Annotated in this window: 20 protein-coding genes; 10 read left to right on the top strand and 10 right to left on the bottom strand. The window is 67.1% G+C overall.

The window, feature by feature from the left end; all coding sequences use genetic code 11:
- Positions 1-16 precede the first annotated feature (16 nt).
- The gene (locus tag AC5W54_RS07770; protein WP_495961502.1) at positions 17-436 is read left to right on the top strand and encodes an acyl-CoA thioesterase; all 420 of its coding nucleotides are present in this window, start codon (positions 17-19) and stop codon (positions 434-436) included.
- A 58-nt stretch (positions 437-494) separates the two neighbouring features.
- On the opposite strand, the gene AC5W54_RS07765 is transcribed toward AC5W54_RS07770, so the two are convergent.
- Positions 495-1,412, bottom strand: a complete 918-nt coding sequence (locus AC5W54_RS07765; RefSeq protein WP_495961501.1) for a LysR family transcriptional regulator — start codon at positions 1,410-1,412, stop codon at positions 495-497.
- Positions 1,413-1,576: 164 nt separating this feature from the next.
- Here AC5W54_RS07765 and AC5W54_RS07760 point away from each other — a divergent pair, with 164 nt between their 5' ends.
- Positions 1,577-2,332, top strand: coding sequence for a sulfite exporter TauE/SafE family protein (locus AC5W54_RS07760; RefSeq protein ID WP_495961500.1), 756 nt, complete (start codon positions 1,577-1,579; stop codon positions 2,330-2,332).
- A gap of 173 nt (positions 2,333-2,505) precedes the next feature.
- Complete coding sequence (locus tag AC5W54_RS07755; protein WP_170064188.1) at positions 2,506-2,664, top strand: hypothetical protein; 159 nt, start codon at positions 2,506-2,508, stop codon at positions 2,662-2,664.
- Between the two features lie 102 nt (positions 2,665-2,766).
- On the opposite strand, the gene AC5W54_RS07750 is transcribed toward AC5W54_RS07755, so the two are convergent.
- The 6 genes from AC5W54_RS07750 to AC5W54_RS07725 all read right to left on the bottom strand — a co-directional run bounded on the left by AC5W54_RS07750 (position 2,767) and on the right by AC5W54_RS07725 (position 9,591).
- The gene (locus tag AC5W54_RS07750; protein ID WP_495961499.1) at positions 2,767-4,329 is read right to left on the bottom strand and encodes a sulfatase family protein; all 1,563 of its coding nucleotides are present in this window, start codon (positions 4,327-4,329) and stop codon (positions 2,767-2,769) included.
- The gene (locus AC5W54_RS07745; protein ID WP_495961498.1) at positions 4,326-6,284 is read right to left on the bottom strand and encodes a TRAP transporter permease; all 1,959 of its coding nucleotides are present in this window, start codon (positions 6,282-6,284) and stop codon (positions 4,326-4,328) included. The genes AC5W54_RS07750 and AC5W54_RS07745 overlap by 4 nt, the downstream gene beginning before the upstream one ends.
- A 62-nt stretch (positions 6,285-6,346) precedes the next feature.
- A complete protein-coding gene (locus AC5W54_RS07740) occupies positions 6,347-7,360 on the bottom strand; it encodes a TAXI family TRAP transporter solute-binding subunit (RefSeq protein ID WP_495961497.1) in 1,014 nt (337 codons plus the stop codon).
- 141 nt (positions 7,361-7,501) lie between these two features.
- Positions 7,502-8,719 carry a LysR family transcriptional regulator gene (locus AC5W54_RS07735; RefSeq protein ID WP_495961496.1) on the bottom strand — a complete coding sequence of 406 codons (1,218 nt, stop codon included), beginning with the start codon at positions 8,717-8,719 and terminating at the stop codon, positions 7,502-7,504.
- Between the two features lie 4 nt (positions 8,720-8,723).
- Positions 8,724-9,194 carry a MarR family winged helix-turn-helix transcriptional regulator gene (locus AC5W54_RS07730; protein WP_495961495.1) on the bottom strand — a complete coding sequence of 157 codons (471 nt, stop codon included), beginning with the start codon at positions 9,192-9,194 and terminating at the stop codon, positions 8,724-8,726.
- Positions 9,195-9,324: 130 nt separating this feature from the next.
- On the bottom strand, positions 9,325-9,591 hold the full coding sequence (locus AC5W54_RS07725; protein WP_495961494.1) for a hypothetical protein: 267 nt from the start codon (positions 9,589-9,591) through the stop codon (positions 9,325-9,327).
- Between the two features lie 242 nt (positions 9,592-9,833).
- On the opposite strand from AC5W54_RS07725, the gene AC5W54_RS07720 reads away from it, so the two are divergent.
- From AC5W54_RS07720 to AC5W54_RS07695, 6 genes are all read left to right on the top strand, one after another.
- Positions 9,834-11,723 carry an FAD-dependent monooxygenase gene (locus AC5W54_RS07720; RefSeq protein ID WP_495961493.1) on the top strand — a complete coding sequence of 630 codons (1,890 nt, stop codon included), beginning with the start codon at positions 9,834-9,836 and terminating at the stop codon, positions 11,721-11,723.
- Positions 11,724-12,026: 303 nt separating this feature from the next.
- Entirely contained in the window at positions 12,027-13,160 is a 1,134-nt protein-coding gene (locus AC5W54_RS07715) for a C4-dicarboxylate TRAP transporter substrate-binding protein (protein WP_495961492.1), read from the top strand.
- Positions 13,161-13,223: 63 nt separating this feature from the next.
- Complete coding sequence (locus tag AC5W54_RS07710) at positions 13,224-13,742, top strand: TRAP transporter small permease (RefSeq protein WP_495961491.1); 519 nt, start codon at positions 13,224-13,226, stop codon at positions 13,740-13,742.
- Positions 13,743-13,747: 5 nt separating this feature from the next.
- Positions 13,748-15,046 carry a TRAP transporter large permease gene (locus tag AC5W54_RS07705; RefSeq protein ID WP_495961490.1) on the top strand — a complete coding sequence of 433 codons (1,299 nt, stop codon included), beginning with the start codon at positions 13,748-13,750 and terminating at the stop codon, positions 15,044-15,046.
- Between the two features lie 116 nt (positions 15,047-15,162).
- Positions 15,163-16,722, top strand: coding sequence for an acyl CoA:acetate/3-ketoacid CoA transferase (locus tag AC5W54_RS07700; RefSeq protein ID WP_495961489.1), 1,560 nt, complete (start codon positions 15,163-15,165; stop codon positions 16,720-16,722).
- A 71-nt stretch (positions 16,723-16,793) separates the two neighbouring features.
- The gene (locus tag AC5W54_RS07695; RefSeq protein WP_495961488.1) at positions 16,794-17,984 is read left to right on the top strand and encodes a thiolase family protein; all 1,191 of its coding nucleotides are present in this window, start codon (positions 16,794-16,796) and stop codon (positions 17,982-17,984) included.
- A gap of 38 nt (positions 17,985-18,022) precedes the next feature.
- Here AC5W54_RS07695 and AC5W54_RS07690 read toward each other — a convergent pair whose 3' ends face one another.
- The 3 genes from AC5W54_RS07690 to AC5W54_RS07680 all read right to left on the bottom strand — a co-directional run bounded on the left by AC5W54_RS07690 (position 18,023) and on the right by AC5W54_RS07680 (position 20,074).
- Positions 18,023-18,490, bottom strand: a complete 468-nt coding sequence (locus AC5W54_RS07690; RefSeq protein ID WP_495961487.1) for a MarR family winged helix-turn-helix transcriptional regulator — start codon at positions 18,488-18,490, stop codon at positions 18,023-18,025.
- Between the two features lie 199 nt (positions 18,491-18,689).
- Complete coding sequence (locus AC5W54_RS07685; protein WP_495961486.1) at positions 18,690-19,679, bottom strand: amidohydrolase family protein; 990 nt, start codon at positions 19,677-19,679, stop codon at positions 18,690-18,692.
- A 2-nt stretch (positions 19,680-19,681) separates the two neighbouring features.
- Positions 19,682-20,074, bottom strand: a complete 393-nt coding sequence (locus AC5W54_RS07680) for a RidA family protein (RefSeq protein ID WP_495961485.1) — start codon at positions 20,072-20,074, stop codon at positions 19,682-19,684.
- Positions 20,075-20,459: 385 nt separating this feature from the next.
- On the opposite strand from AC5W54_RS07680, the gene AC5W54_RS07675 reads away from it, so the two are divergent.
- Positions 20,460-21,683: a Rieske 2Fe-2S domain-containing protein gene (locus tag AC5W54_RS07675; protein WP_495961484.1), complete on the top strand. Its 1,224-nt coding sequence runs from the start codon at positions 20,460-20,462 to the stop codon at positions 21,681-21,683.
- Positions 21,684-21,702: the final 19 nt, after the last annotated feature.

Here is a 21,702-nt window from a genome sequence, read left to right as displayed (position 1 = left end):
CCACGGGGAATCACCCATGCTGATCCATACCCATACCCGGCTGATCGAGTGGGGCGACTGCGATCCGGCGGGGATCGTCTTCCATCCCCGTTATCTGGCCTACTTCGATCACGGCACCAACCTGCTGTTCGCCAAGGCGGGTTTCGACCTGGCGACCCTACAGACGCGCTTCGAGGTGATCGGCTACCCGGTGGTGGACCTGCGCAGCCGCTTCCTCGCCCCCTGCCGCTACGGCGACGAGGCGCGCATCGAGACGCGCATCGCCGAGTTCCGCCACAGCAGCTTCGATGTGCAGCATGTGCTGCATCGCGGCGACGCCGTGGCCGTGGAGGCCAGGGTGACCCGCGTCTGGGCGGGGCGGCACCCGGAGGATCCCCGGCGCATGCAGGGCAGGCCGGTCCCGCAGGAGGTGCGGGCGGCCTTGTCTCGGCACTGAGGGAGGGGCGCATTGCTCTAGAGGCGATCGCTCTACAGGGCATGGCGCCTGCCGAGTTTCATGCCGGCGGTACCGCAGTGGCCGTTTCCAGGGTCTCCATGAAGGCGCGGGCGACGGCGTCCAGCATGGCATCGCCGGCCAGGGCGGGGGGGTACCAGAGGTGCATGTTGCGCTCGCCGAAGTCGGCCGCCACCGGCAGGCTCTGCAGGCCATAGTGTGGGGCGGCGATGTTGGTGAGGCGCTCGGGCATGATGCTCAGGTAGTCGCCGGTGGGCAGGATATTCAGGCAGATCGTGGCATCGCCGGCCAGGGCGATATGGGTGTTCACCTGCTTGAGCCCCGCCTTCTGCAGGCGTTCCACCGGCGACTCCTCGAACTTGGCGTAGGTGGCGATATTGACCCAGGGGTAGCCGACCAGGTCGCCGATCTCGATGCGCTCCTTGCCGGCCAGCGGGTGATGGCGGGAGGCGAAGATAGCCAGGCGATCCTCGAAGAGGGTGATGCGGTCGAGTTCCTGGCTCGCCGAGATCACCGTGGGGGCCACGGCGATATCCAGCTCGTCATCGTTGATCTTCTCGAACAGCCGGTAGGGGGTATCCACCTGGATCAGCAGTGACAGGCTCGGGTAGTCGCGCAGCAGCGCCTCGGTGACGGTGTGCATCAACAGGCTGGCCATCAGGGGACCGACCCCGATGCGCAGCTCGGTCTGCATGCCCAGGCCGAAGCGGGTGGCGGACTGCTCGGCCGCCCACACCGACGTGGCGATGGCGCGCCCCTCCCGGGCCAGCATGCCCCCCAACGCCGTCTGGCGCACCCCGTGACGGCTGCGGGTGAAGAGGGAGCCGCCGGCCTGCATCTCCAGCGTCTGCATGTTCTTGGTCAGGGTCGGCTGGCTGATGTGCAGCTTGCCGGCGGCCTGGCTGATGGAGCCGCAGTCGAGAATGATGGCCAGCTGCATCAGGTGCTTGGCTTCCATGGCGGCGTCCTCGCGCTATATGTATTCAAAAATTTTCCCCAAGGATATTAAAAATGAATTTTTGGAATCGCAATGCCTGAGGCAGGATAGGACACCCAGCGTGAGACGAGGCGGCCCGGCGCCGTTTCGTCTTTTGCTCTCGAGTCTTGCCACGGAGGTAGTCGATGTTCGAAGTCACGGCCCTGCTGTTCGGTGTCCTCTGTGGCCTGTTGATCCTGCTGTCCGGGGTCGGCGCCGGGGTGATCATGGTGCCGGGCCTGTTGCTGCTGTTCGGCGTGGCGCCGGCCACGGCGGTGGGCACCGCCAGCCTGGTCTCGGTACTGATCAAGGTGGTAGCGACCTATGCCCACGGGCGCGACAGCCGCGTCGACTGGACGCTGTTCAAGCGTTTCTCGCGCTGGGCGGTGCCCAGTTGCCTGCTGCTGGCCCTGCTCATCACCCTGCTGTTGCGCACCTCCTGGGGGGGGAGCGTGCAGCATGGGCTCAAGCTGGCGGTGCTGGCCGCCGCCGGCTTCGCGCTGCTGGCCAGCTTCCGGCCCCAGGTGCTGCAGCACGTCGGCCAGTGGCTGGGCGGGCTGATGCCCTCGGCCTGCGGGGCCATGGTGGGTGCCACCGGGGTGGGGGGCGGCGTGCTGATCGTGCCGACGCTGCGCGCCATGAGCGGCGCCGACATCAAGGTGGTGGTGGGCACCTCGACGGTCATCGGCCTGCTGCTGTCGGCCTGCACCGGCCTGGTGTTCGGCGGCGGCGGCCATCTCGAGCCGCTGCTCGCCCTGCTGGTGACCCTGGGCGGCGCCGTGGGAGTGATGCTGGGCCGGCCCCTGGTCGCCCGGCTGTCGAGCCGTGCCGTCAGCGGCCTGGTCTACACCCTGATCGGCGTCTCGCTGCTCAACATGACCTACGATCTCCTCCTGGTGTGATCGGTAGATCCCCTGAGCGAGGAAGCGCACCGAGAGCGCCTCGGTGACCTGCGGCTGTCATCGCATCGGAGCGACCGGCGGATCGCATGCGACTAACGGCGAGTGTGTTGGACTAAAGTCTAAGTATCGGCTATTCTGTTAGCATCCTTACGAAATGACCGAGGTCCCATGCCATGACCACCCAGACGCTCTCCTATAGCGCGCCCGCCACTGCGCCCGAGATCCCCCTGTTCAAGCGTATCGGCGTGACCGCCTTTCGGCTGCTCGAGCGGATGACCGAGAGCGCCTACCGTCAGCACCAGGTCCGCCTGCGCAACAACTTTTATATCTGACGGGTGAGGCCGCGCCTGGCTCAAGGTGGGCCGGCTACATGACACAACGAGAAGAGCCAGCGCAGTGCGCTGGCTCTTCTCGTTGTGGGAGGGGGGGCTGGCTCAGGCGATGCGCTTGGGCCAGGGACTCTGCTCGCTGGCGGCGAGCATCTGGCGCAGCAGCGCCTCGGTCAGGGCGTGACGCTGCTCGCGATGGGCCGGATCGTCCCAGAGGTTGCGGGTCTCGTGGGGATCGCGCTCCAGGTGGTAGAGCTCGCCCCACGCCTGGTCCTGGTAGAGCGTCAGCCGGTAGCCGTCCCGGAGCAGGGTGCGCGAGTGGGCCGGCCGCTCGAAGCCCCAGTGGGCGATGTTGTCCTCGTGTTCGATCAGCAGCGAGCGCCGTTCCCAGGCCTCGCCGTGCAGCAGCGGCAGCAGGCTGGTGCCCTGGATGCCGTGATAGGGGGTGATGCCGGCACGCTCGAGGATGGTCGGTGCCATGTCGATGGCCGAGGTCAGCGCCGCGGTGCGCTGCGCCTCGCCCGCCCCGGGCTCGGCCCAGATCAGCGGCACCCGGGTGATGCTGCGCAGCGGGGCCGGGCCCTTCAGCAGCAGGTTGAAGTCGCCCATGTAGTCGCCATGATCGCTGGTAAAGATCACCACGGTATTCTCATCCAGCCCAGCCTCCTCCAGGGTGGCCAGCATTTGGCCTACAGCGTCATCGATCATGCTGATCATGCCGCAGGTCAGGGCCATGGCCTCGCGCACCTCCCGGTCACTGGCCAAGAAGGCCTTCTCGGTGCCTGCGACGCGCTCCCCGCGGGCGTACTGGTCGGCGACGAAGCGCAGGTGCGGGGGCGGGTTGCGGTGGGTGTCATAGGGCACCGCCACCTCGAAGTCATCGGGATCGTAGCGGTCCCAGTATTTCCCCGGCGGGCAGAAGGGATGGTGAGGGTCGGGGAAGGAGACGAAGGCGAAGAAGGGCGCCTCCTCGCCCCGGCGCGAGGCCAGGTAGTCGCAGGCCTGACGTTCCACGTAGCGGGTGGGGTGCAGTTCCTCCGGCAGGGCGGTGCGATAGGCCTGGGGACAGATGTAGTCATGGGGCAACTGATGGGCTGGCCCCTGGAGGCGCGCCGGATCCTCGACCTGGCGACGCAGCCACCGGTCGTAGTGGCCACCGCACTGGTCGCCGTGCTTGGTGACGATATCGGCATGGGCGAAGCCGTAGTAGGGCAGCTCGACGCGGTACTCCCCCTCGCCGCTCCAGCGCTCCGGCTCCTCGTTGCGCCAGTCTTCGTCGGGCTCGTGCAGGGCATCCGGCACGCGGGCTCCGGCCGCCGGGTTCTGCTGCGGGACGTTGCGGCCGGTGAAGGGCTGCAGGTGGGACTTGCCGATCAGCGCCGTATGGTAGCCCTCCCGGCGCAGTGCCTCGACGAAGGTGCTGTTGTGCAGCGGCAGGTGCAGCCCGTTCTTGCGCAGGCCGTGCACGCTGGGGTAGCGGCCGGTGACCAGCGAGGCGCGGTTGGGCATGCACACCGGGCTCGCGGTGTGGAACTCCTCGAAGCGGGTGCCCCGCGCCGCCAGGCCGTCGATATGCGGCGTCTTGAGCAGCGGATGTCCCATGCAGCCGAGGTAATCGGCGCGCTGCTGGTCGGTGATGATGAACAGGAAGTTGGGGCTGCGGGTCATGCCAGGGCTCCCTTCTTGAGGCTGGTTTGGCGGTGCAGCACCAGCAGGGCGACACCGAGGAAGAAGGCCGGCCAGTGCACCAGCGGCAGGGTCACCAGCATGGCGATGGCCACGCCCACCCGCAGCAGCGCCTCGACCAGCGACAGCCGGCAGCGGTCGTGGCAGGCCAGCCCCGAGGCGATGAGCAGCACCGCCAGGGAGAGGCGCAGCAGGATCGAGGCCATGTCGTACCAGGCGCCCGAACCGCCGGCCTCGGGTACCAGCAGCAGCTCCGGGTAGAAGGCGAAGGTGAAGGGCAGCAGGAAGATCACCAGGCCGATGCGGGTCGCCTCCAGGGCGGTCTTGAGCGGCGAGGCCTGGCTGATGGAGGCCGCCGCGAAGGCCGCCACCGCCACCGGTGGGGTGATCGCCGAGGCGACCCCGAAGTAGAAGACGAACATGTGGGCGACCAGCGGCTCCAGGCCCAGACGCAGCATGGCCGGGCCCATGATCAGGATGATGGTCAGGTAGGCCGGCAGGGTCGGCATGCCCATGCCCAGCACCAGCGCCGCCATCATGGCCATCAGCAGCGAGACCAGCAGGCTGCCCCCGGTGGAAGCGCCGATCACCTGGGCGAACTTGATCGGCAGGCCGGTGGCGGAGAGCACGCCGACGATGATGCCGACCACGCCCACCGCGATCAGCAGGGTGGCGAAGCTGTTGCCGCCGCGGGACAGGGCGTGAACCAGCGTCAGGGGCGCGCGGCGGATCGCCGGATTGAGCACCAGGCTCAGCGGCACCACCGAGAAGAGCGCCAGGATGCCGGCCCCGGCCGGGGAAAAGCCGGCGATCAGGGTGAGTACCACCACCGTCAGCGGCACGAAGACCATGATCAGGTTGATGTAGTCCTGGCGCCCGGGGCGGTCGGCCGGGTCGATGTCGACCGGGCGGCTCTCGATGCCCAGGCGGCGCGCCTCGTAGACCACGGCGGCGAACAGCGAGCCGTAGTAGAAGAGCGCAGGAATCAGCGCGGCGACGATGATGGTCAGGTAGGAGATACCGATGAAGTCGGCCATCACCAGGGCCGCGGCGCCCATGATCGGCGGCATGATCTGGCCGCCGCTGGAGGCGGTGGCCTCGACGCCCCCGGCGAAGGCGGGGCTGAAGCCGCGCCGGCGGATCATCGGGATGGTGATGACCCCGGTGCCCACCACGTTGGCCACGGCGCTGCCCGAGACCGAGCCGAACAGCCCGGAGGAGAGGATGGCGGCATGGGCCGGGCCGCCCCGGGCGTGGCGGAAGGCGTGCAGCGAGACCTTGATCAGGGAGCCGCCGGCGCCGCTGCCCTCGAGCAGGGCGCCGAGCAGGATGAAGGGCAGGATGGTGTTGATGACGATGGCCAGCAGCGAGCCCAGTACGCCGTTGGTGCTGTTGTACCAGAGGGTATCCGCGGTACCGTCGATGAAATTGATCGGCGCCATGCGGAACAGCCCCGGCCAGTGGTGGCCGGTGTAGAAGTAGAGCAGCGCCACCATCCCCACGGCGGTCAGCGCCACCCCCCACTGGCGCAGGCAGATCAGCAGCAGGGCCACCACGCCGGCCAGCGCCGTCCAGGCGTGGGCGGCATCGAAGAAGAACAGGCCGCCCTTGAGGCGCTCCATGGTGACGTAGTAGTCGTACAGGGCATAGATCAGCACGGCCAGGACGATGACATCCACCAGGCCGCCCGCCAGGCGCCAGAGAGGGCCGGCGCCGTCTGGCGTTTTCAGCAGCGTCTGGCGGCCGACCACCGCCAGGCACGCCAGGCCCAGCATCAGTGGGTGCATGTATTCGTAGCCGAAGGGCCCCAGGCGCGGGATGGGGCCGAAGCTCGGCAGGCTGTTGACGATGCCCAGCAGGGCGATGCCGAGGCCGACCGCGTAGGCCAGGACCGCCCGGAGGCGGACCTCGGAGTACGGGAAGAGCGCGTGAATCATGGGGAAGCCTGTCGCGTCGGGTCAGGGGGAGGGGCCCCGGCGGCGGTGCCGGGGCCGGTGACTCAGGGGATCAACGGCTCGGGGACCTCGATACCGCGCTCCTGGTAGTAGCGGTAGGCGCCGGGGTGCAGCGGGGCATCGACGCCGATGAAGGCGTCCTCGATGCGCAGCCCGTCGAAGACCGGGCCCGCCTCGCGGATCTCGTCGATGTTGTCCCACACGGTACTGGTCAGCCGATAGGCGGTCTCCTCGTCGAGGCTCTCGTTGACCAGTGCCATCATGGTGAAGCCGAGCAGGGTGATCTCCTCCTCGGCATTGGCCGTGTTGGGGTAGGTGTCCGGGGTGATGGTCAGCGGCAGCATGCCGGGCGTGGCCATCAATTCCTGCCAGGTCTCGCTCGCCAGGCCTTCCTCGCTCATGCCGAGGAAGCGGATCGGGTTGACCAGGGAGAACTGCTCGATGGCGGCGGAGCCGATCCGCGGGGCGCTGACCAGCACGTCCACCTGACCGTCGGAAAAGGCCTGGCCGGAGCCGCCCCAGCCCATGGTGACGGCGTTGTAGCCCTCGCCCGGGGCCATGCCGGTATTGGCCTCGATCACCCGCTCGATGGCCGAACTCGAGGCGCTGGCGGCGGGGCCGATGTAGACGTTCTTGCCGGCGATGTCGTCCCAGCTCTCGATGCCGCTGTCGGCCCAGGTGAAGACGTGGTAGGCACCATGCACGAAGCCGAACAGCGAGCGCAGGTTCCCGGACGCCTGGACGGCCTGGTCGCCCATTTCGCCGTACATGCGCTCGCCCGCCGACATGTAGCCGTAGAGTTCGGTAGGGATCATGGTCATGTCGATGCGCCCGGTGCCCAGCTTGACGCCGGTCATGGCCAGGTTCTGGCCGGTGCTGAGCTGGATGTTGAGGTCGTGGTCGCGGCTGGCCAGGGTGCTCATCAGGGTGGCCAACTGAGAGTTGAAGGTGGCGGGGTTGCCGCTTTCGGCGCGCAGGGTCTGGGCCTGTGCCTGGGTGGCGGTGACGGCCAGGGCACCGGCCAGGGCGGTGGTGGTGAGCAGGGTCTTGAACATCATGGGTGGGCTCCGGGCGTGTCGTTGTGGGGTTGTTATCGTCTCCGCGACGGGGTGAGCCGCCGGCGTCACGGTTGGTGCCAGTCTGGGCTGGGGCGGTGCCCGGGGGCCAATGCCATTGCCCGGCATGGGTATGCGTTTTTTCTATCGGGGGTGGGGTGGCAGCGACCGGCTGACCGCCACCAGGGTGTCGCGCAGGGCGCTCAGGGCCCGGCTGGGGGCGCTGTCCTCGCGCATGGTGAGGCCGATGGCCCGGGGCGGGCCCTGCAGGCGCAGCGGCAGGTAGACGAGGCGCCCGTCCTGCACCTCGTAGTGGACCTGGTAGGGGGAGACCAGGGCGAGGCGGTCGCTGTCCCGCAGCAGGTCACGGATGACCCCCAGGTTGCCGGCCTCCACCGCGGGCGTCGGCGGGGTGATGCCCAGGGTGTTGAACTGCTGGTCGAAGCTGTGGCGGGCGGGGGTCCCCTTGGGCGGGGCGATCCAGGGCCAGTCGAGCAGCGTCTCCAGGGTCAGGTCGGCGCGCTCCATCAGCGGGTGGCCGGGACGCCCCACGGCAACCAGGCGATCATGCAGCAGCACCTGCTGGGTCATCTCCTCCTCGGGATCGATGCGGTGCAGCACCCCTACCAGGACGTCGATCTCGCCGCTGCGCAGCGCCTCGAAGAGGACGTCATAGGTGCCCTCGTGGACGACGACGGCGAATCCCGGGCGCTCGCGCAGCAGGGCGTCCACGGCGCGCGGCACCAGCAGGGAGCTGGTCAGCGGCAGGGCGCCGATCACCACCCGGCCCTGGGCCTCGCCCCGCCAATCAGCGATATCGTCCTGGAGCAGCGCCAGCTCGCGCAGGGCCACCTTGGCGTGGCGGGTCAGCAGGGTACCGCCGGGGGTGGCGATCAGTCCCCGCTGGGTGCGCAGGAACAGCGGGATTCCGAGGCGTCCCTCCAGGTCGCGCAGGCTGGCGCTGACGGTCGGCTGGGTGAGCGCCAGGCGCCGCGCGGCCTGGCGCTCGTTATGGGTCTCGGCCAGGGTCACCAGCACTCGCAGGTGACGCAGGGAGAGGCGTTGGGCCAGGCGCTGGAAGTGGCCCCCGAGCGGCAGCTGGGCCAACTGGCGCTCGGCGCGGGCGAACTGGTGCAGGACGCGGCGACAGCGGTGGGCCACCAGCTCGCCCGCCTCGGTACCGAGCATGCCGCCATGGTGGCGCTCGAACAGCGTCAGGTCGAGGGCCTTCTCCAGGTCGCGGATCGCCCGGGAGACCGCCGGCTGGGAGAGATTGAGCGCCTCGGCGGCACCGAGCACGCTGCCCCGTTCGGCAACGGCGGCCAGGGCGCGCAGGCAGCGCAGGCTGGGCAGGCGTTCCATGGCCTCAGCCGGCGCGGCGGATCGGCACCCGGCTCAGGTGGTTGTTCTCGTCGGCCAGGGTCTGGAGCAGTCGGCACAGGGTCTCGCGCTCGTTCTCTTCCAGGGGGGCGAGGATCTCCTCCTGCACCTCGGCCACGGAAGGCTCGGCGGCCCGGCGCAGTTGCCGGCCCGCTTCCGTGAGGGTGACCAGCATGGAGCGGCGATCCTCGGGGTTGCGGTGGCGGGTCACCAGGCCACGCTCCTCCAGCTTGCGCACCACCACGGCCACGGTGTTGCGATCCAGGGCCGTATGGCCGCCCAGGGTGATCTGGTCGATGGCCCCATGCTCCTCCAGTGCGCAGAGGATGATGTACTGCAGCTGGGTCAGCTGGTGGGCCTCGCACTTGCGCAGGAAGATCGCCACGCTGATCTGGTGGCAGCGCCGGAGCAGGTTGCCGGGAAACTGGCTGGCCTCTGAGAAGGGAGCTGCGGTCATGGTCGCGTTCTATTCGAGGGTGGAAGGGGAGCGATCGACGGCCACTCGCCGTATCCGGCAGGTGGCCCCGTCGCTAACTTAGCAGAGTGCGCTGCCCCGGGCATCCGCCGGTTGTTCGGGGCGATGAGTGCTAACGGAAAACGCTGACCAGCGGGCTCACGATGGCGCCCTGCATCAGCGCCGCCACCTGCTGGGGAACCTGGTTGTAGACCAGCACCCAGCCGAAGGCCTTGGCGGCGTGATCATGCCCAGCCGCAGCTCCTTGGCCAGCACCGGGGGGCTGGTGGCCAGTAGGGAGGCCGAGAGCAGCGTCAGGGCTCGGATAGCGTGGCGTGCAGTGGTCATCATTGTCGGCTCGCTTGTCGGTGGTCAGGGGGGGGCATTCTTTGATATTCATCAGTATTATGATCATCGCAGTAATGATCATTCATTCGAAGGTCGATACCGCGACAAGGACCCAAGACGCCTGAGGATGGGGCGCAGGACGTCGCGTCTTGGAGGAAAGTCGTATTGCTCGACGATAAATCGATCACAATACTGACGAATATGGCCGTGGCGAATTGCCACACCGGATACATCCCAACCCCCTGATTGACCCTCAACAACGACGACCCGTAGCGCACGGGATGGAGTGAACAGATGCAGTACTTCCTCGACGGTTACCGCAGCGGCGACCCGCGAATTCAACCCCTGGCCGAAGGACGCAGCGAGGAGCAGGGGCCGCTGCCGGAAGAGGTGGACGTGCTCATCGTCGGCACCGGTCCGGCCGGTCTGCTGCTGGCCGCCCAGCTCTCGACCTCCCCGGAGATCGTCACCCGCGTGGTGGAGAAGGCCGACGGGCCCCTCGAGGTGGGACGCGCCGACGGTATCGCCTGCCGCACGGTGGAGATGTTCGAGGCCTTCGGCCTGGCCGAGCGGATGACCAGCGAGGCCTACTGGGTCAACGAGACCCACTTCTGGGGCCCGAGCCCCGGTGACAAGGCGCGGATCACCCGGCTCGGCCGCGTGCAGGACGTGCGCGACGGCCTCTCCGAGTTCCCCCACGTGATCGTCAACCAGGCCCGCCTGCTCGACTTCCTGCTGGAGTACATGCACAACTCCCCCAGCCGCCTGCGGGTCGATTACCGCCACGAGACGCTCGAGGTGGCGGTGCCTGAGAACCCCGACGAGCGTGTCACGGTGACGCTCAAGACACCGGAGGGCGAGAAGCGCGTCCGCGCCCGGTACGTGGTCGGCTGTGACGGTGCGCACAGCGTGGTGCGCGACTCCATCGGCCGCGTGCCCCAGGGCCACGGCGAGGACAAGGCGTGGGGCGTGATGGACGTCCTGGCGGTGACCGACTTCCCGGACATCCGCTTCAAGTGCACGATCCAGTCCGCCGAGGCGGGCAACATCCTGCTGATCCCTCGCGAGGGGGGCTACATGGTTCGGATGTACGTCGACATGGGCAACATCGCCCCGGACGCCTGGCTGACCAAGGAGCAGGTCCTGGCCAAGGCCCAGGCGGTGCTGGCGCCTTACACCTTCGAGGTGAAGGAGACCGCCTGGTTCTCCGTCTACCGCGTCGGTCATCGGGTCACCGACAAGTTCGATGATGTCGACGACGACCAGATGGAGAGCCGCACGCCGCGGGTCTTCATCGCCGGCGATGCCTGCCACACCCACACCGCCAAGGCCGGCCAGGGCATGAACGTGTCGATGCAGGACACCTTCAACCTCGGCTGGAAGCTGATCTCGGTGCTCGAGGGCCGCAGCCCCGCCAGCCTGCTGCACACCTACAACGCCGAGCGCCACGTGATCGCCGAGAACCTGATCGAGATGGATACCCGCTGGTCGCGGGCGATCGGCGCCGCCCAGGACGCCGACGACCCCCAGGGCGCGATGAAGGGCCTGGCCGAGGTGCAGCGCCAGTTCGTCACCAACAGCGAGTTCACCGCGGGGTTCGCCACCCACTACACGCCGGACCTGCTCACCGGCGACGACAGCCACCTGGGGCTCGCCACCGGCTTCCCGCCCGGCCGCCGCTTCCATTCGGCCGAGGTGATCCGGCTCGGCGATGCCAAGCAGGTCCACCTCGGGCACGTCCATCGCGCTGACGGCCGCTGGCGCCTCTACGCCTTCGCCGACATGGTCGACCCGCGAAGCCCGGGCTCCCGGTTCAACCAGCTGATGGACTTCCTCGCCAGCGAGGCGTCGCCGATCCGCCGCTTCACCCCGCAAGGGTCCGATCCGGACGCGGTCTTCGACGTCCACGGCATCATCCAGCAGTCGCACCTCGAGGTCGACTGGGCCGACATGCACGACGTCCTCAAGCCGCACAAGGGGCCCCTCGGGCTCCAGGACTACCAAAAGGCCCATGCGCCGGTGCTGGGCACCGACCAGGACATCTTCGACCTGCGGGGCATCGATCGTGGGGCCGGTGCGCTGGTGGTGGTGCGACCGGACCAGTACGTCTCCCTCGTGCTCCCGCTGGATGACTTCGACGAACTCACCAGGTTCTTCTCCCGTTTCATGGTGGAGCCCGACTGAGAACGCCATCTCGCCCTTCACCAGACTCGTTCTCGCCTCGCCCCCGGTCAGCTCGCCTGGCCGGGGGCGTCTTGTTTCGTGATTTTCGTCGGCGATCTGGCTGACGTCGGAATGGGAAGCAAGCATTGGTGTGATCGGCGGGATGAAGGGTGCCTCGGCTTAGCGCGCCGGAGACTCACCAGGCGTCATACCAAAGTCGGGTATCGGACGGGGCTGTTGGGTGGACTATAATCCGGAGGCAAATAGATGTTAAGCACCATTGTTCTAAAGATAAACAAATATAACCCGACCGCTGAGGTACACATGATGACCCCTTCCCTGATCAAGCCCCTTACCATCGCCGCCACCCTGGGCTGCCTGGCACTGGCCGGTCATGCCCAGGCCCGGGATCTGCGCATGGCCCCCGGGGTGCCGCCGGCCCATCCTGCCCACACGCCGCTCTACACGGGGTTCGTGGAGCTGCTCCAGGCCGAGTCCGATGGCCGGCTGGGGGGGCAGATCCTCGGCACGGAGATCGCCTCGATCGGCAACATGCGCAACGCCATCCGCAGCGGCCTGGTGGAGGCCGGCCTGTTCCTGCCGGCCTACTTCCCGGCCGACCTGCCCGAGATCAACCTGGTCGGCGACATGGCCCTGCTCGGTACCAACCCCTATGCCATGGGCGCGGCCATGACCGAGTACATCGCCACCTGCGAGGCCTGCCAGGAGGAGCTCAAGCGCCTCGGCGTCGTCTACACCAGCTCCCACTCCACCGACACCTACCAGATCCTGACCACCCGCCCGGTCCGCTCGGTCGAGGATCTGCGCGGCCTGCGCCTGCGCGTCGGCGGGCCCCAGTACTCGCGCTGGGCCGAGGCCATGTCCGCCACCCCGGCCTCGATCCCGGTGGGAGACACCTTCGAGTCGCTCTCCCAGGGCGTCATCGACGGCACCGTGGGCTCCATCGCCGACATCATCTCCTTCCGCCTCGAGGATGCGATCGATCACGTCACCCTGCTCGACCTGGGGACCTTCCACAGCACCATCTCCCACGCCGTGGGGCAGTCGGTGTGGCAGTCGCTCTCGCCGGAGGACCGCGAGGCGGTGGTACGTGCCTCGACCCGGGCCAGCGCCCTGGCCATCCAGCGCTGGGGCTACGAGATGATCGACGAGGCGAAGGCGCTGGCCGGTGAGCACGACATCGAACTCCTCGAGCCCAGCGACGACCTGATTGAGGCCAGCCGGGCCTTCGGCGAGCAGGACCTGGCGTATGCCGCCCAGCAGGCGCAGGAGCGCTATGGGGTGAGCGATGCCCGCACCAAGCTCGACCACTTCGTCGCCATGGTCGACAAGTGGAATGCCATCGTCGAGGAGGTCGGCGAGGAGCCAGAGGCGGTCGCCGATGCCGTGAACCGCGAGGTCTGGGACGGGGTGGACTTCGCCACCTACGGGACCTGATGCCACGCCGCCCGAGGGCCACCGGCCCTCGGGCGGTCCGACCACGATGCTGGAGGCTCGCACATGGCCGCTCTGTATCGCCTGACCAACCGGGCCGCCGTCGGCCTGGCCCTGCTCGGCACCCTCGGCATTCTGCTGATGGTGGTCCACGTCACCCTGGACGTCCTGCTGCGCACCACCCTGTCGGTCTCGATTCCCGCCACCGTGGAACTGGTGACCCGCTACTACCTGATCACCCTGGCGCTGCTGCCGCTGGGCTGGGTGGAGTGGCGCCGCGAGATGATTGCCGTGGAGGCCCTGGAGGGGATGATGGGCCAGTTCCTGGTGCGGCTCTCCGACGTGCTGGTGTCGCTGCTGTCGGCGGTGGTCTACGCCGTCCTGACCGTGGCGACCTGGGACAAGGCCATGGAGCAGTACGCCATCGGCTCCTACGTGATGTCGCTCAACTTCCCCATGCCGGTCTGGCCGACCTACTTCGCGTTGCCCATCGCCTTCGCCCTGGCGGCGGTGGTCTGTGTCGTGCGGCTGCCCTTCCTGGCCAGGGGCGCGACCTACCCCTCCAGCGCGCAAGACGCAAGGTGATCCCCATGTCTGTTGAAGTCGGCTTCTACGGCCTCGCCATCCTGATGCTGCTGCTGGCGCTGCGGGTGCCGGTGGCCCTCTCGCTGATCGTCGTCTCGCTGGGCGGCATGACGGTGATGTTCGGCTGGAACACCGCCATCGGCATGCTCTCCTCGACGCCCTACGAGTTCATCGCCAAGTGGACGCTGAGCGCGGTGCCCATGTTCCTGCTGATGGGCTTCGTCTGCTACCACGCCGGAATCACCAACGGTCTGTTCAATGCCGCCAAGGTGGTCTTCCGCTGGTTGCCGGGTGGCGTGGCGATCTCGAGCATCTTTGCCAGCTCCGGCTTCGCCGCGGTGAGCGGCTCCAGCGTGGCCTGCTCGGCCGCCATGGGGCGCATCGCCATTCCCGAGATGGTCAGCGGCGGCTACAAGCCGAGTTTCGCCTGCGGCACCATCGCGGCGGGGGGCACCATCGGCGCGCTGATCCCGCCCAGCATCCTGATGATCGTCTATGGCGTCTTCGCCCAGGTGTCGATCACCCAGGTGTTCCTGGGGGGCATCACCATCGGGCTGTTGACCGCGGTCAGCTACAGCCTGGTGATCCTGCTGGTCAGCTGGCGGCGCCCGGACATCGTGCCTCGTCAAGCGGCTGATGCGCGCGATATCGGCGCCCGTCAGGCGCTGGTCGAGATCTGGCCGGTGCTGGTGCTGGGGGTGCTGGTGTTCGGCGGGCTGTTCTCGGGGTTCTTCACCGCCACCGAGGCCGGGGCTGTGGGCGCCGCCGGAGCGATCCTGATCGCCGTCGCGTTGGGGCGCCTCGATCGCCAGGCGATGAAGGCCGCCCTGCTCGAGACGCTCTCCACCACCTCGGCACTGCTGATCATCGGCGTCGGTGCCAGCATGTTCACCCTCTTCCTGAGCCTGAGCGGGCTGGCCGGCTACATCACCGGGGCGGTGACCGGCTGGGATCCCTCCTATCTCGAGCTGATGCTGGTGGTGGTGCTGATCTACCTCTTCCTGGGTCTGTTCATGGAGCCCTTCGGCGCCATGCTGGTGACCCTGCCGGTGCTGCTGCCGATCTTCGAGCTCTACGACGTGAGCCTGATCTGGTTCGGGGTGCTGCTGGTGAAGCTGCTGGAGATCGGCATGATCACCCCGCCGGTGGGCATGAACATCTTCGTGATCAAGGGCGTGGCGAGCCAGTACGCCTCGCTGATGGACATCTTCCGGGGCGTGACGACCTTCCTGGTCGCCGACATCCTGGTGGTTGCCCTGGTGATCTTCTATCCGCAGATCGTGCTGGTACTGACCGGCGGCTGACCGGGCGGGCCCGACAAGGGGCCCGTCGCGCCGGTGATTCATGCGCTCAAATGTTTGTTGAATAAACAATATATTGAGCCCCTGATATTGGATGCTTTTGCAAGAGGGCCACAAGAGTGAACAAGATCATCGACAGCACCACCGCGGCGGGCCTGATCCAGGATGGCGATACCGTCATCTGGACCACCGCCGGCCTGTGCGGCTTCGCCGAGGCCATGGCCACGGCGCTGGAGACGCGCTTCCTTGCGACCGGTTCGCCCCGTGACCTCACCGTGGCGCACAGCTGTGGCTGCGGCGACGGCCAGACCCGCGGCATGAACCATCTCGGCCATGCCGGGCTGGTCAAGCGGCTGATCAGCGGCCACACCGGCCAGGCGCCGCGCATGGGCGAGCTGATCCGCGAGAACCGTATCGAAGGCTATCTGCTGCCCCAGGGGGTGCTGGCCCACCTGTGGCGACACATCGCCGGCAAGAAGCCCGGGGTGCTCAGCAAGGTGGGGCTCGGCACCTTCGTCGACCCGCGCCTCGAGGGCGGCAAGGCCAACGAAGCCGCCGAGGAGGACCTGGTCAAGCTGATCGAGCTCGAGGACGAGGAGTGGCTGCTCTACCGCACCTTCCCGGTGGACGTGGCGGTGATCCGCGCCACCACCGCCGACGAGCGCGGCAACCTGAGCCTGGAGCGCGAAGCGATCTTCCTCGAGCAGCTCTCCATGGCCCAGGCGGCCAGGAACAGCGGCGGCATCGTCATCGCCCAGGTGGAGTACCTGGCCCAGCAGGGCAGCCTGCACCCCCAGCGGGTCAAGGTGCCGGGCGACCTGGTGGACTATGTGGTGGTGGCCGAGCCCGAACAGCATATGCAGACCATGGCCACCGGCTACAACCCGGCGCTCTCCGGTGACCTCAGGGTGCCGCTGGGCGGCATCAAGCCGCTGCCCCTGGATCCGCGCAAGGTGATCGCCCGGCGTGCCGCCATGGAGCTGGTGCCGGGCGGGGTGGTCAACCTCGGCATCGGCATGCCCGAGGGGGTCTCCAGCGTGGCGGCCGAGGAGGGCGTCAGCGACCTGATGACCCTGACCACCGAGCTTGGTACCTACGGCGGCGTACCCGCCAGCGGCGGCGACTTCGCCACCGCCTACAACGCCGAGGCGATCATCGACCACGGCTACCAGTTCGACTTCTACGACGGCGGTGGCCTGGACGTCTGCTTCCTGGGTCTGGCCCAGACCGATCACGAGGGCAACCTCAACGTCAGCAAGTTCGGCGACAAGGTGGTGGGGCCGGGCGGCTTCATCAACATCAGCCAGAACGCCCGCAAGGTGGTGTTCTGCGGCACCTTCACCAACGGCGGCGAGGTGGCGGTGGAGGACGGCCGCATCGACATCCGCCGGGAGGGGCAGCGCCGCAAGTTCGTGCAGCGCGTCGACCAGATCACCTTCAGCGGCCGCTACGCCCGGGAGACCGGCAAGCCGGTACTGTTCGTCACCGAGCGCGGCGTTTTCGAGCTGATCGACGGCGAGATCACCCTCACCGAGGTGGCGCCGGGCATCGATATCGAGCGCGACATCCTGGCGGCCATGGACTTCGTGCCACGCATCGCCAGCGAGCTGCGCGAGATGCCGGCCGAGCTCTTCCAGCCCCAGTGGGGCGGCCTGCGCACGCACCTGACCGACGACTGAGCATCAGGGTTGGGGCCCGTTCCCATGATATCGGGTCGGGGCCCCCTTTTTACCCCTTGGAGGAATCGCACATGTTCAAGAACGCTTATATCCCCTACGGCGGCTACTACTCCACCCCCTTCTGCAAGTGGATGGGCAGCCTGGCCAACCTCAACTCCATCGAGCTGGGCGCGGCCACCAGCAAGCGCTGGTTCGCCAGCCGCGACATCGATCCCGCCATCATCGACTACCTCTACCTGGGGGTCTCGGTGGGGCAGAAGTCGATCTTCTACGGCGCGCCCTGGGCCGCGGCCATGATGGGCGCCGGCCAGGCCCCGGGCCAGAACATCACCCAGGCCTGTGCCACCGCCACCACCTCGGTGTTCAATGCCGCCCTGGCGGTGGAGAGCGGCAGCTTCGACACCACCTACTGCCTGCTCGCCGATCGTACCTCCAACGCCCCCCATACCATCTGGCCCAACCCCATCGGGCCGGGCGGCGAGGTGATCGCCGAGAACTGGAACATGGACAACATCGCCGCCGACCCGGTCACCGGCAAGGACATGCTGACCACCGCCGAGAACGTCGCCCGCGAGCATGGCTTCACCCGCGAGCAGGCCGACGAGCTGACCCTGCGCCGTTATGAACAGTACGCAGAGGCCCTGGCCGACGAGCGTGCCTTCCAGAAGCGCTACATGTTCCCGCTGGAGGTGACGGTCTCGCGCAAGGAGACCCGGCTCGTCGAGCTCGACGAAGGGGTGACCCCGACCACCGCCGAGGGGCTCGCCAGGCTGCGCGCCGTGCAGCCGGACGGCATCCATACCTTCGGCTCCCAGACCCATCCGGCCGACGGCAACGCCGGCATCATCGTTACCACCCGCGAGCGGGCCGCCGAGCTGAGCACCGATCCCCGGTTGGTCGTCCAGGTGGTGGCCTATGGCCATGCCCGCACCAAGCCGGCGCACATGCCCATGGCGCCGGCGACCTCGGTGCAGCGCGCCCTGGATCAGGCCGGCCTGACCCTCGACCAGATCGCCACGATCAAGAACCACTCGCCGTTCATCGTCAACGACCTGCACCTGGCCAAGGCGCTGGGCCTCGACGCCAATGCCTTCAACAACTACGGCACCTCCCTGGTGTTCGGGCATCCCCAGGGCCCGACCCTGGCGCGGCTGCTGATCGAGGCCATCGAGGAGACCGCGCTCAAGGGCAGCGGCTATGCCCTGGTCACCGGCTGCGCCGCCGGCGACTCCGCCGCGGCGCTGATCGTCAAGGTGGGGTAAGCGACCGGTGTTCTCTGGGCCGGGGAGGGAGGGAGTCTCTACCTTGGCCGGTGGTTATCCTGGGCGCGGCGATAGATGCGCTGCAGGGTTTCCCGGAAGTGTTGCAGGGTGGCGTCGTCAAGTTCGCCGAAGATCTCCTGCTCGATGTCGGCGATCACATGGTTGCAGATCTCCAGCAGCTGGCCCCCCTCGTCCGTGAGACTGATGGCCAGGAGCCGGCGATTCTCCGCATTGGCCTCGCGCAGGATCAGCCCTCGGTTATCCAACTGGGTGAGGATGGGGCCCATGGTCTGGGGGGTCACGAAGAAGTGGCGTGACAGCTCGGCGGAGGACAGGCCACTGTAGCGCTTGATGACCGAGAGCACGGTGTACTGCAACGAGGTCAGGCCATGCTGCTTGAGCGCCGGGTCGATCCAGGAGTTGCGAATGATGTTGGTGGTCTGGGCCAGCAGATAGGTGGTATTCCTGGCCGGACTATGTTTCAGCTTGACGGCGGTATTGTCCATGAGACGCTTCCCTTGCTTGCGGACGGGGACCACGGGCGTGTGCGCCTGCGGTCATCCGGAGCCGTGACTATATAAGGCTTGCATATAACACTAGCATGGCGGCCGTCGAAATGGAGCCACCCCAGGACGGGGAATCACGCAGCCCCAGGTCACGAGGGTGCAGCCCCTGGAAGGGGGAGAGGCTCCCCCTTCCTGACCATTACTTCAGGTTCAGGTTATAGAGGCTGCAGCAGTTGCACTCGAACAGATTCTTCCGCTGCTCCTCGGTCAGCCAGTCGATCTCCTCGATCACCGGCTTGAGGTGATCGAAGTCGCGTCCGCTGATCGGGTCTCGGGCGCTGCCGGTGCCGGGCTTCTCGGTGCCGAACAGCACATTGTCGGTCCCCACCACCTTGAACAGGAACTCCAGGGCTTCTCTGGAGTAGTTGCAAGTATCGAAGTGGAGCTTCTTGAGCTTGTCGTCGAAGCTCTGCTCCTCGCCCTTGCGGACGTTCCAGGCGCGGAAACGCCCCATCTGGTAGGGAATGGCGCCGCCGCCATGGGGAATGACGATCTTGAGGGCCGGAAAGCGCTCGAAGGTGTCGGAGGTCAGCAGGGAGATGACCGCGGTGCTCTCCTCGTTGATGAACTTCAGGGTGTAGCTCTCGCGGGGCTGGCAGCTGCCCGCCGAATGGATCAGGGCGGGGACATCGAGCTCGACCATCTTCTCGTACAGGGGATACCAGAAGGCGTCGCCGAGCCCCGGGGGCGGCAGCTCGTCCCCTTCGGTGGGATCGGGGTTGATCAGGCAGCCGACGAAGCCGAGCTCCTTGACACAGCGCTCCAGTTCGGGCACGACCCGCACGGAGGGGCACTCGTGGCGATGCTGGGGCAGGCCGGCCACGCCGCGGAAACGGTCCGGGAACATCTCGACCAGTCGATAGATGACGTCATTGACGTGCTTGTTCCAGATCTCGGAGACGATGGCCGGCTTCAGGGAGTGCAGCTGCAGATAGGGGCGCGGCGAGATCAGCTGAATGTCGGTGCCGACGGAGTCCATGATCTTGAGCAATGCTTCCCCGGAGGCGCGGATCGAGGCGTCGGGGATCTTGGGGTTGCCCACGGGATTGCCACGGCCACCGACCAGCTCGGTGAAGAACTTGTAGCTTTCCTGGGGCATGACGATATGGGCGTGAGAGTCGATGATCATGGTTAGTCTCCTTCAGGAATGATGGCGATCACTTCGATCTGCAGGTGCAGGGGGCCGGGCAGATCGGCCAGCTGGATATGCCTGGCTGGCCGATCCTCCGGGTCGGGAAAGTGCTGGAGCCAGGCCTCGTTGATCAGGTCGCGCATCGCGTTGTCACGGATATGGACGGCCATCTTGCCGATATGGGCCAGGCTGGTGCCGGCGGCCTCCATCAGCGACTGCAGGTAGGTGAAGACCAGCTCCACCTGTCGCGCCGGATCGTCGGCGGGCTGGCCGGTCTCGGGATCGATGCCCGAGATGGCAGACGAGAACAGCAGGTTGCCGACCCGGGCGGCGCCGGGAATGGGGGCGCGATGACCAAAGCCGGGTATCGAGATGCTGCGTTTGCCGGTCATGGTGGACACTCCTCTTGTTGTTGATGGTGGCGTTGTCGTGGATGAGGCCTTGCCGTCATACCAAGGTCGTAATCGTTGCTCGGTCTCGATCACCTGGGGTGGCAGTGGTGAAGCTCCTCAGGTTTTTCAAGTCTTCTCAGTGAGTTGCCACTTCTCGGGGGCGTCTCGCCCGGTGTGCCGTCGCTCGACGTTGTGCACTTGACAAAACCCGGCGCCGCCCACACGATGTATGTAAGGTTCCCTGATAAAGAAAAGAAAAGCAACCCTGACATCCTGCCGAAAGCCAGCGACCCGACAACCGGGAACCGGAGGCGCAAGAGAGCGCCGAGGCAATCGGTCGAGGAGCCGACACCGCCCTATAAAGGACAGGAGAACAATCATGCCAATGACAGCTCAAGAAAATGACCGCCTGTGCAGGGTCGAGAACGGGGCCCCCATGGGGCAGATGATTCGCCAGTGGCACTGGCTTCCGGCGGTGCCATCACTCTCCCTGGAAGCCGGCGGGGCGCCGATCCGAGTCCGGCTGCTCGGGGACAACTATGTGGTCTTTCGCTCCGAGGACGGTCGCGTAGCCTGTTTCGATGAGCAGTGCCCCCATCGCAAGGCCTCCCTGGCCCTGGCGCGCAACGAAGACAACGCCCTGACCTGTATTTACCATGGCTGGAAGTTCAGCGTGACCGGCGAGATGATCGAGGCGCCCAACCACACCGGCGATCAGGTCAGCTTCTGTCAGCGCGTCACCTTCAACAGCTACAAGACCCAGGAGGCAGGCGGTATCGTATGGGTGTGGCTGGGGGAGGGCGACGAAGCGCCCGCCTTCCCCGAGTTGCCTTTCACTTCCCTTCCCGAGAACCAGCGCGCCGTGGCCTGTCAGCTGATTCCCACCAACTGGGTACAGGGCGTCGAGGCCTCCATGGACACTTCCCATGTGGGCGTGTTGCACGCCTCCTCGGTGGAACTCACCTCCGGTAAGTCCCAGCGCATGCATATGACCAGAGAGCGTGCGCCGCGCCTGGAGTTCGAGGAGATGCCCTATGGCTTCCGCTACGCGGCACTGCGGCCCATCAGTGAAAGCGAGCAGTATGTGCGCGTCAACAACTTCGTGATGCCCTGGTACGGCATCATCTGCCCGCCGGAGGAGGGAGGGCCGGGCACCGTCTTCTTCAGTGTGCCGGTGGACGACACTCACCATCGTGCCTGGTTCGTACACTTCAATACCGGGCGTCCCCTGGGCGTGACGCCCTTCACCATCGGCTCCGATCTGATGGACTTCCCGCCGCTGCCGCCGGGTGATGAGAAGACTAACTGGGGCCAGGATCGTGGCGTCATGGCGCGTGGCCACTTCACCGGCTTCCCGCAGCATTTCGGCACCGAGGATTTTGCCATCTTCCTGGGGCAGGGCCCCATCGTGGACCGCACCACCGAGCAACTGTGCTCGGCGGACGGCGCCGTGCTGCGCGTCCGCAACCTGCTGTTGCGGTCCGCCGAGGACTTCGAGAGTGGCAAGCCGCCTCTCGATGACGAGGAGCTGAAGTATGCAGACATTCGCTCCATCGGCGGAATCCTTCCCGAGGAAGAGGACTGGCGCACCCTGGTGGATAAGCGCTGATTCCCCTAAAACAGGAGAC

This window comes from Halomonas sp. LMYGS-3 (assembly GCF_059509875.1).
The sequence above is the reverse complement of the archived record's forward strand: the minus strand, read 5'-3'. Positions and strand labels throughout refer to the sequence as shown.

Bases quoted from the DNA above. Each gene is read 5' to 3' on its own strand.
- AC5W54_RS07770 (WP_495961502.1), top strand. From the start codon at position 17: ATGCTGATCCATACCCATACCCGGCTGATCGAGTGGGGCGACTGCGAT.
- AC5W54_RS07765 (WP_495961501.1), bottom strand. From the start codon at position 1,412: ATGGAAGCCAAGCACCTGATGCAGCTGGCCATCATTCTCGACTGCGGC.
- AC5W54_RS07760 (WP_495961500.1), top strand. From the start codon at position 1,577: ATGTTCGAAGTCACGGCCCTGCTGTTCGGTGTCCTCTGTGGCCTGTTG.
- AC5W54_RS07755 (WP_170064188.1), top strand. From the start codon at position 2,506: ATGACCACCCAGACGCTCTCCTATAGCGCGCCCGCCACTGCGCCCGAG.
- AC5W54_RS07750 (WP_495961499.1), bottom strand. From the start codon at position 4,329: ATGACCCGCAGCCCCAACTTCCTGTTCATCATCACCGACCAGCAGCGC.
- AC5W54_RS07745 (WP_495961498.1), bottom strand. From the start codon at position 6,284: ATGATTCACGCGCTCTTCCCGTACTCCGAGGTCCGCCTCCGGGCGGTC.
- AC5W54_RS07740 (WP_495961497.1), bottom strand. From the start codon at position 7,360: ATGATGTTCAAGACCCTGCTCACCACCACCGCCCTGGCCGGTGCCCTG.
- AC5W54_RS07735 (WP_495961496.1), bottom strand. From the start codon at position 8,719: ATGGAACGCCTGCCCAGCCTGCGCTGCCTGCGCGCCCTGGCCGCCGTT.
- AC5W54_RS07730 (WP_495961495.1), bottom strand. From the start codon at position 9,194: ATGACCGCAGCTCCCTTCTCAGAGGCCAGCCAGTTTCCCGGCAACCTG.
- AC5W54_RS07725 (WP_495961494.1), bottom strand. From the start codon at position 9,591: ATGAATATCAAAGAATGCCCCCCCCTGACCACCGACAAGCGAGCCGAC.
- AC5W54_RS07720 (WP_495961493.1), top strand. From the start codon at position 9,834: ATGCAGTACTTCCTCGACGGTTACCGCAGCGGCGACCCGCGAATTCAA.
- AC5W54_RS07715 (WP_495961492.1), top strand. From the start codon at position 12,027: ATGATGACCCCTTCCCTGATCAAGCCCCTTACCATCGCCGCCACCCTG.
- AC5W54_RS07710 (WP_495961491.1), top strand. From the start codon at position 13,224: ATGGCCGCTCTGTATCGCCTGACCAACCGGGCCGCCGTCGGCCTGGCC.
- AC5W54_RS07705 (WP_495961490.1), top strand. From the start codon at position 13,748: ATGTCTGTTGAAGTCGGCTTCTACGGCCTCGCCATCCTGATGCTGCTG.
- AC5W54_RS07695 (WP_495961488.1), top strand. From the start codon at position 16,794: ATGTTCAAGAACGCTTATATCCCCTACGGCGGCTACTACTCCACCCCC.
- AC5W54_RS07690 (WP_495961487.1), bottom strand. From the start codon at position 18,490: ATGGACAATACCGCCGTCAAGCTGAAACATAGTCCGGCCAGGAATACC.
- AC5W54_RS07685 (WP_495961486.1), bottom strand. From the start codon at position 19,679: ATGATCATCGACTCTCACGCCCATATCGTCATGCCCCAGGAAAGCTAC.
- AC5W54_RS07680 (WP_495961485.1), bottom strand. From the start codon at position 20,074: ATGACCGGCAAACGCAGCATCTCGATACCCGGCTTTGGTCATCGCGCC.
- AC5W54_RS07675 (WP_495961484.1), top strand. From the start codon at position 20,460: ATGACAGCTCAAGAAAATGACCGCCTGTGCAGGGTCGAGAACGGGGCC.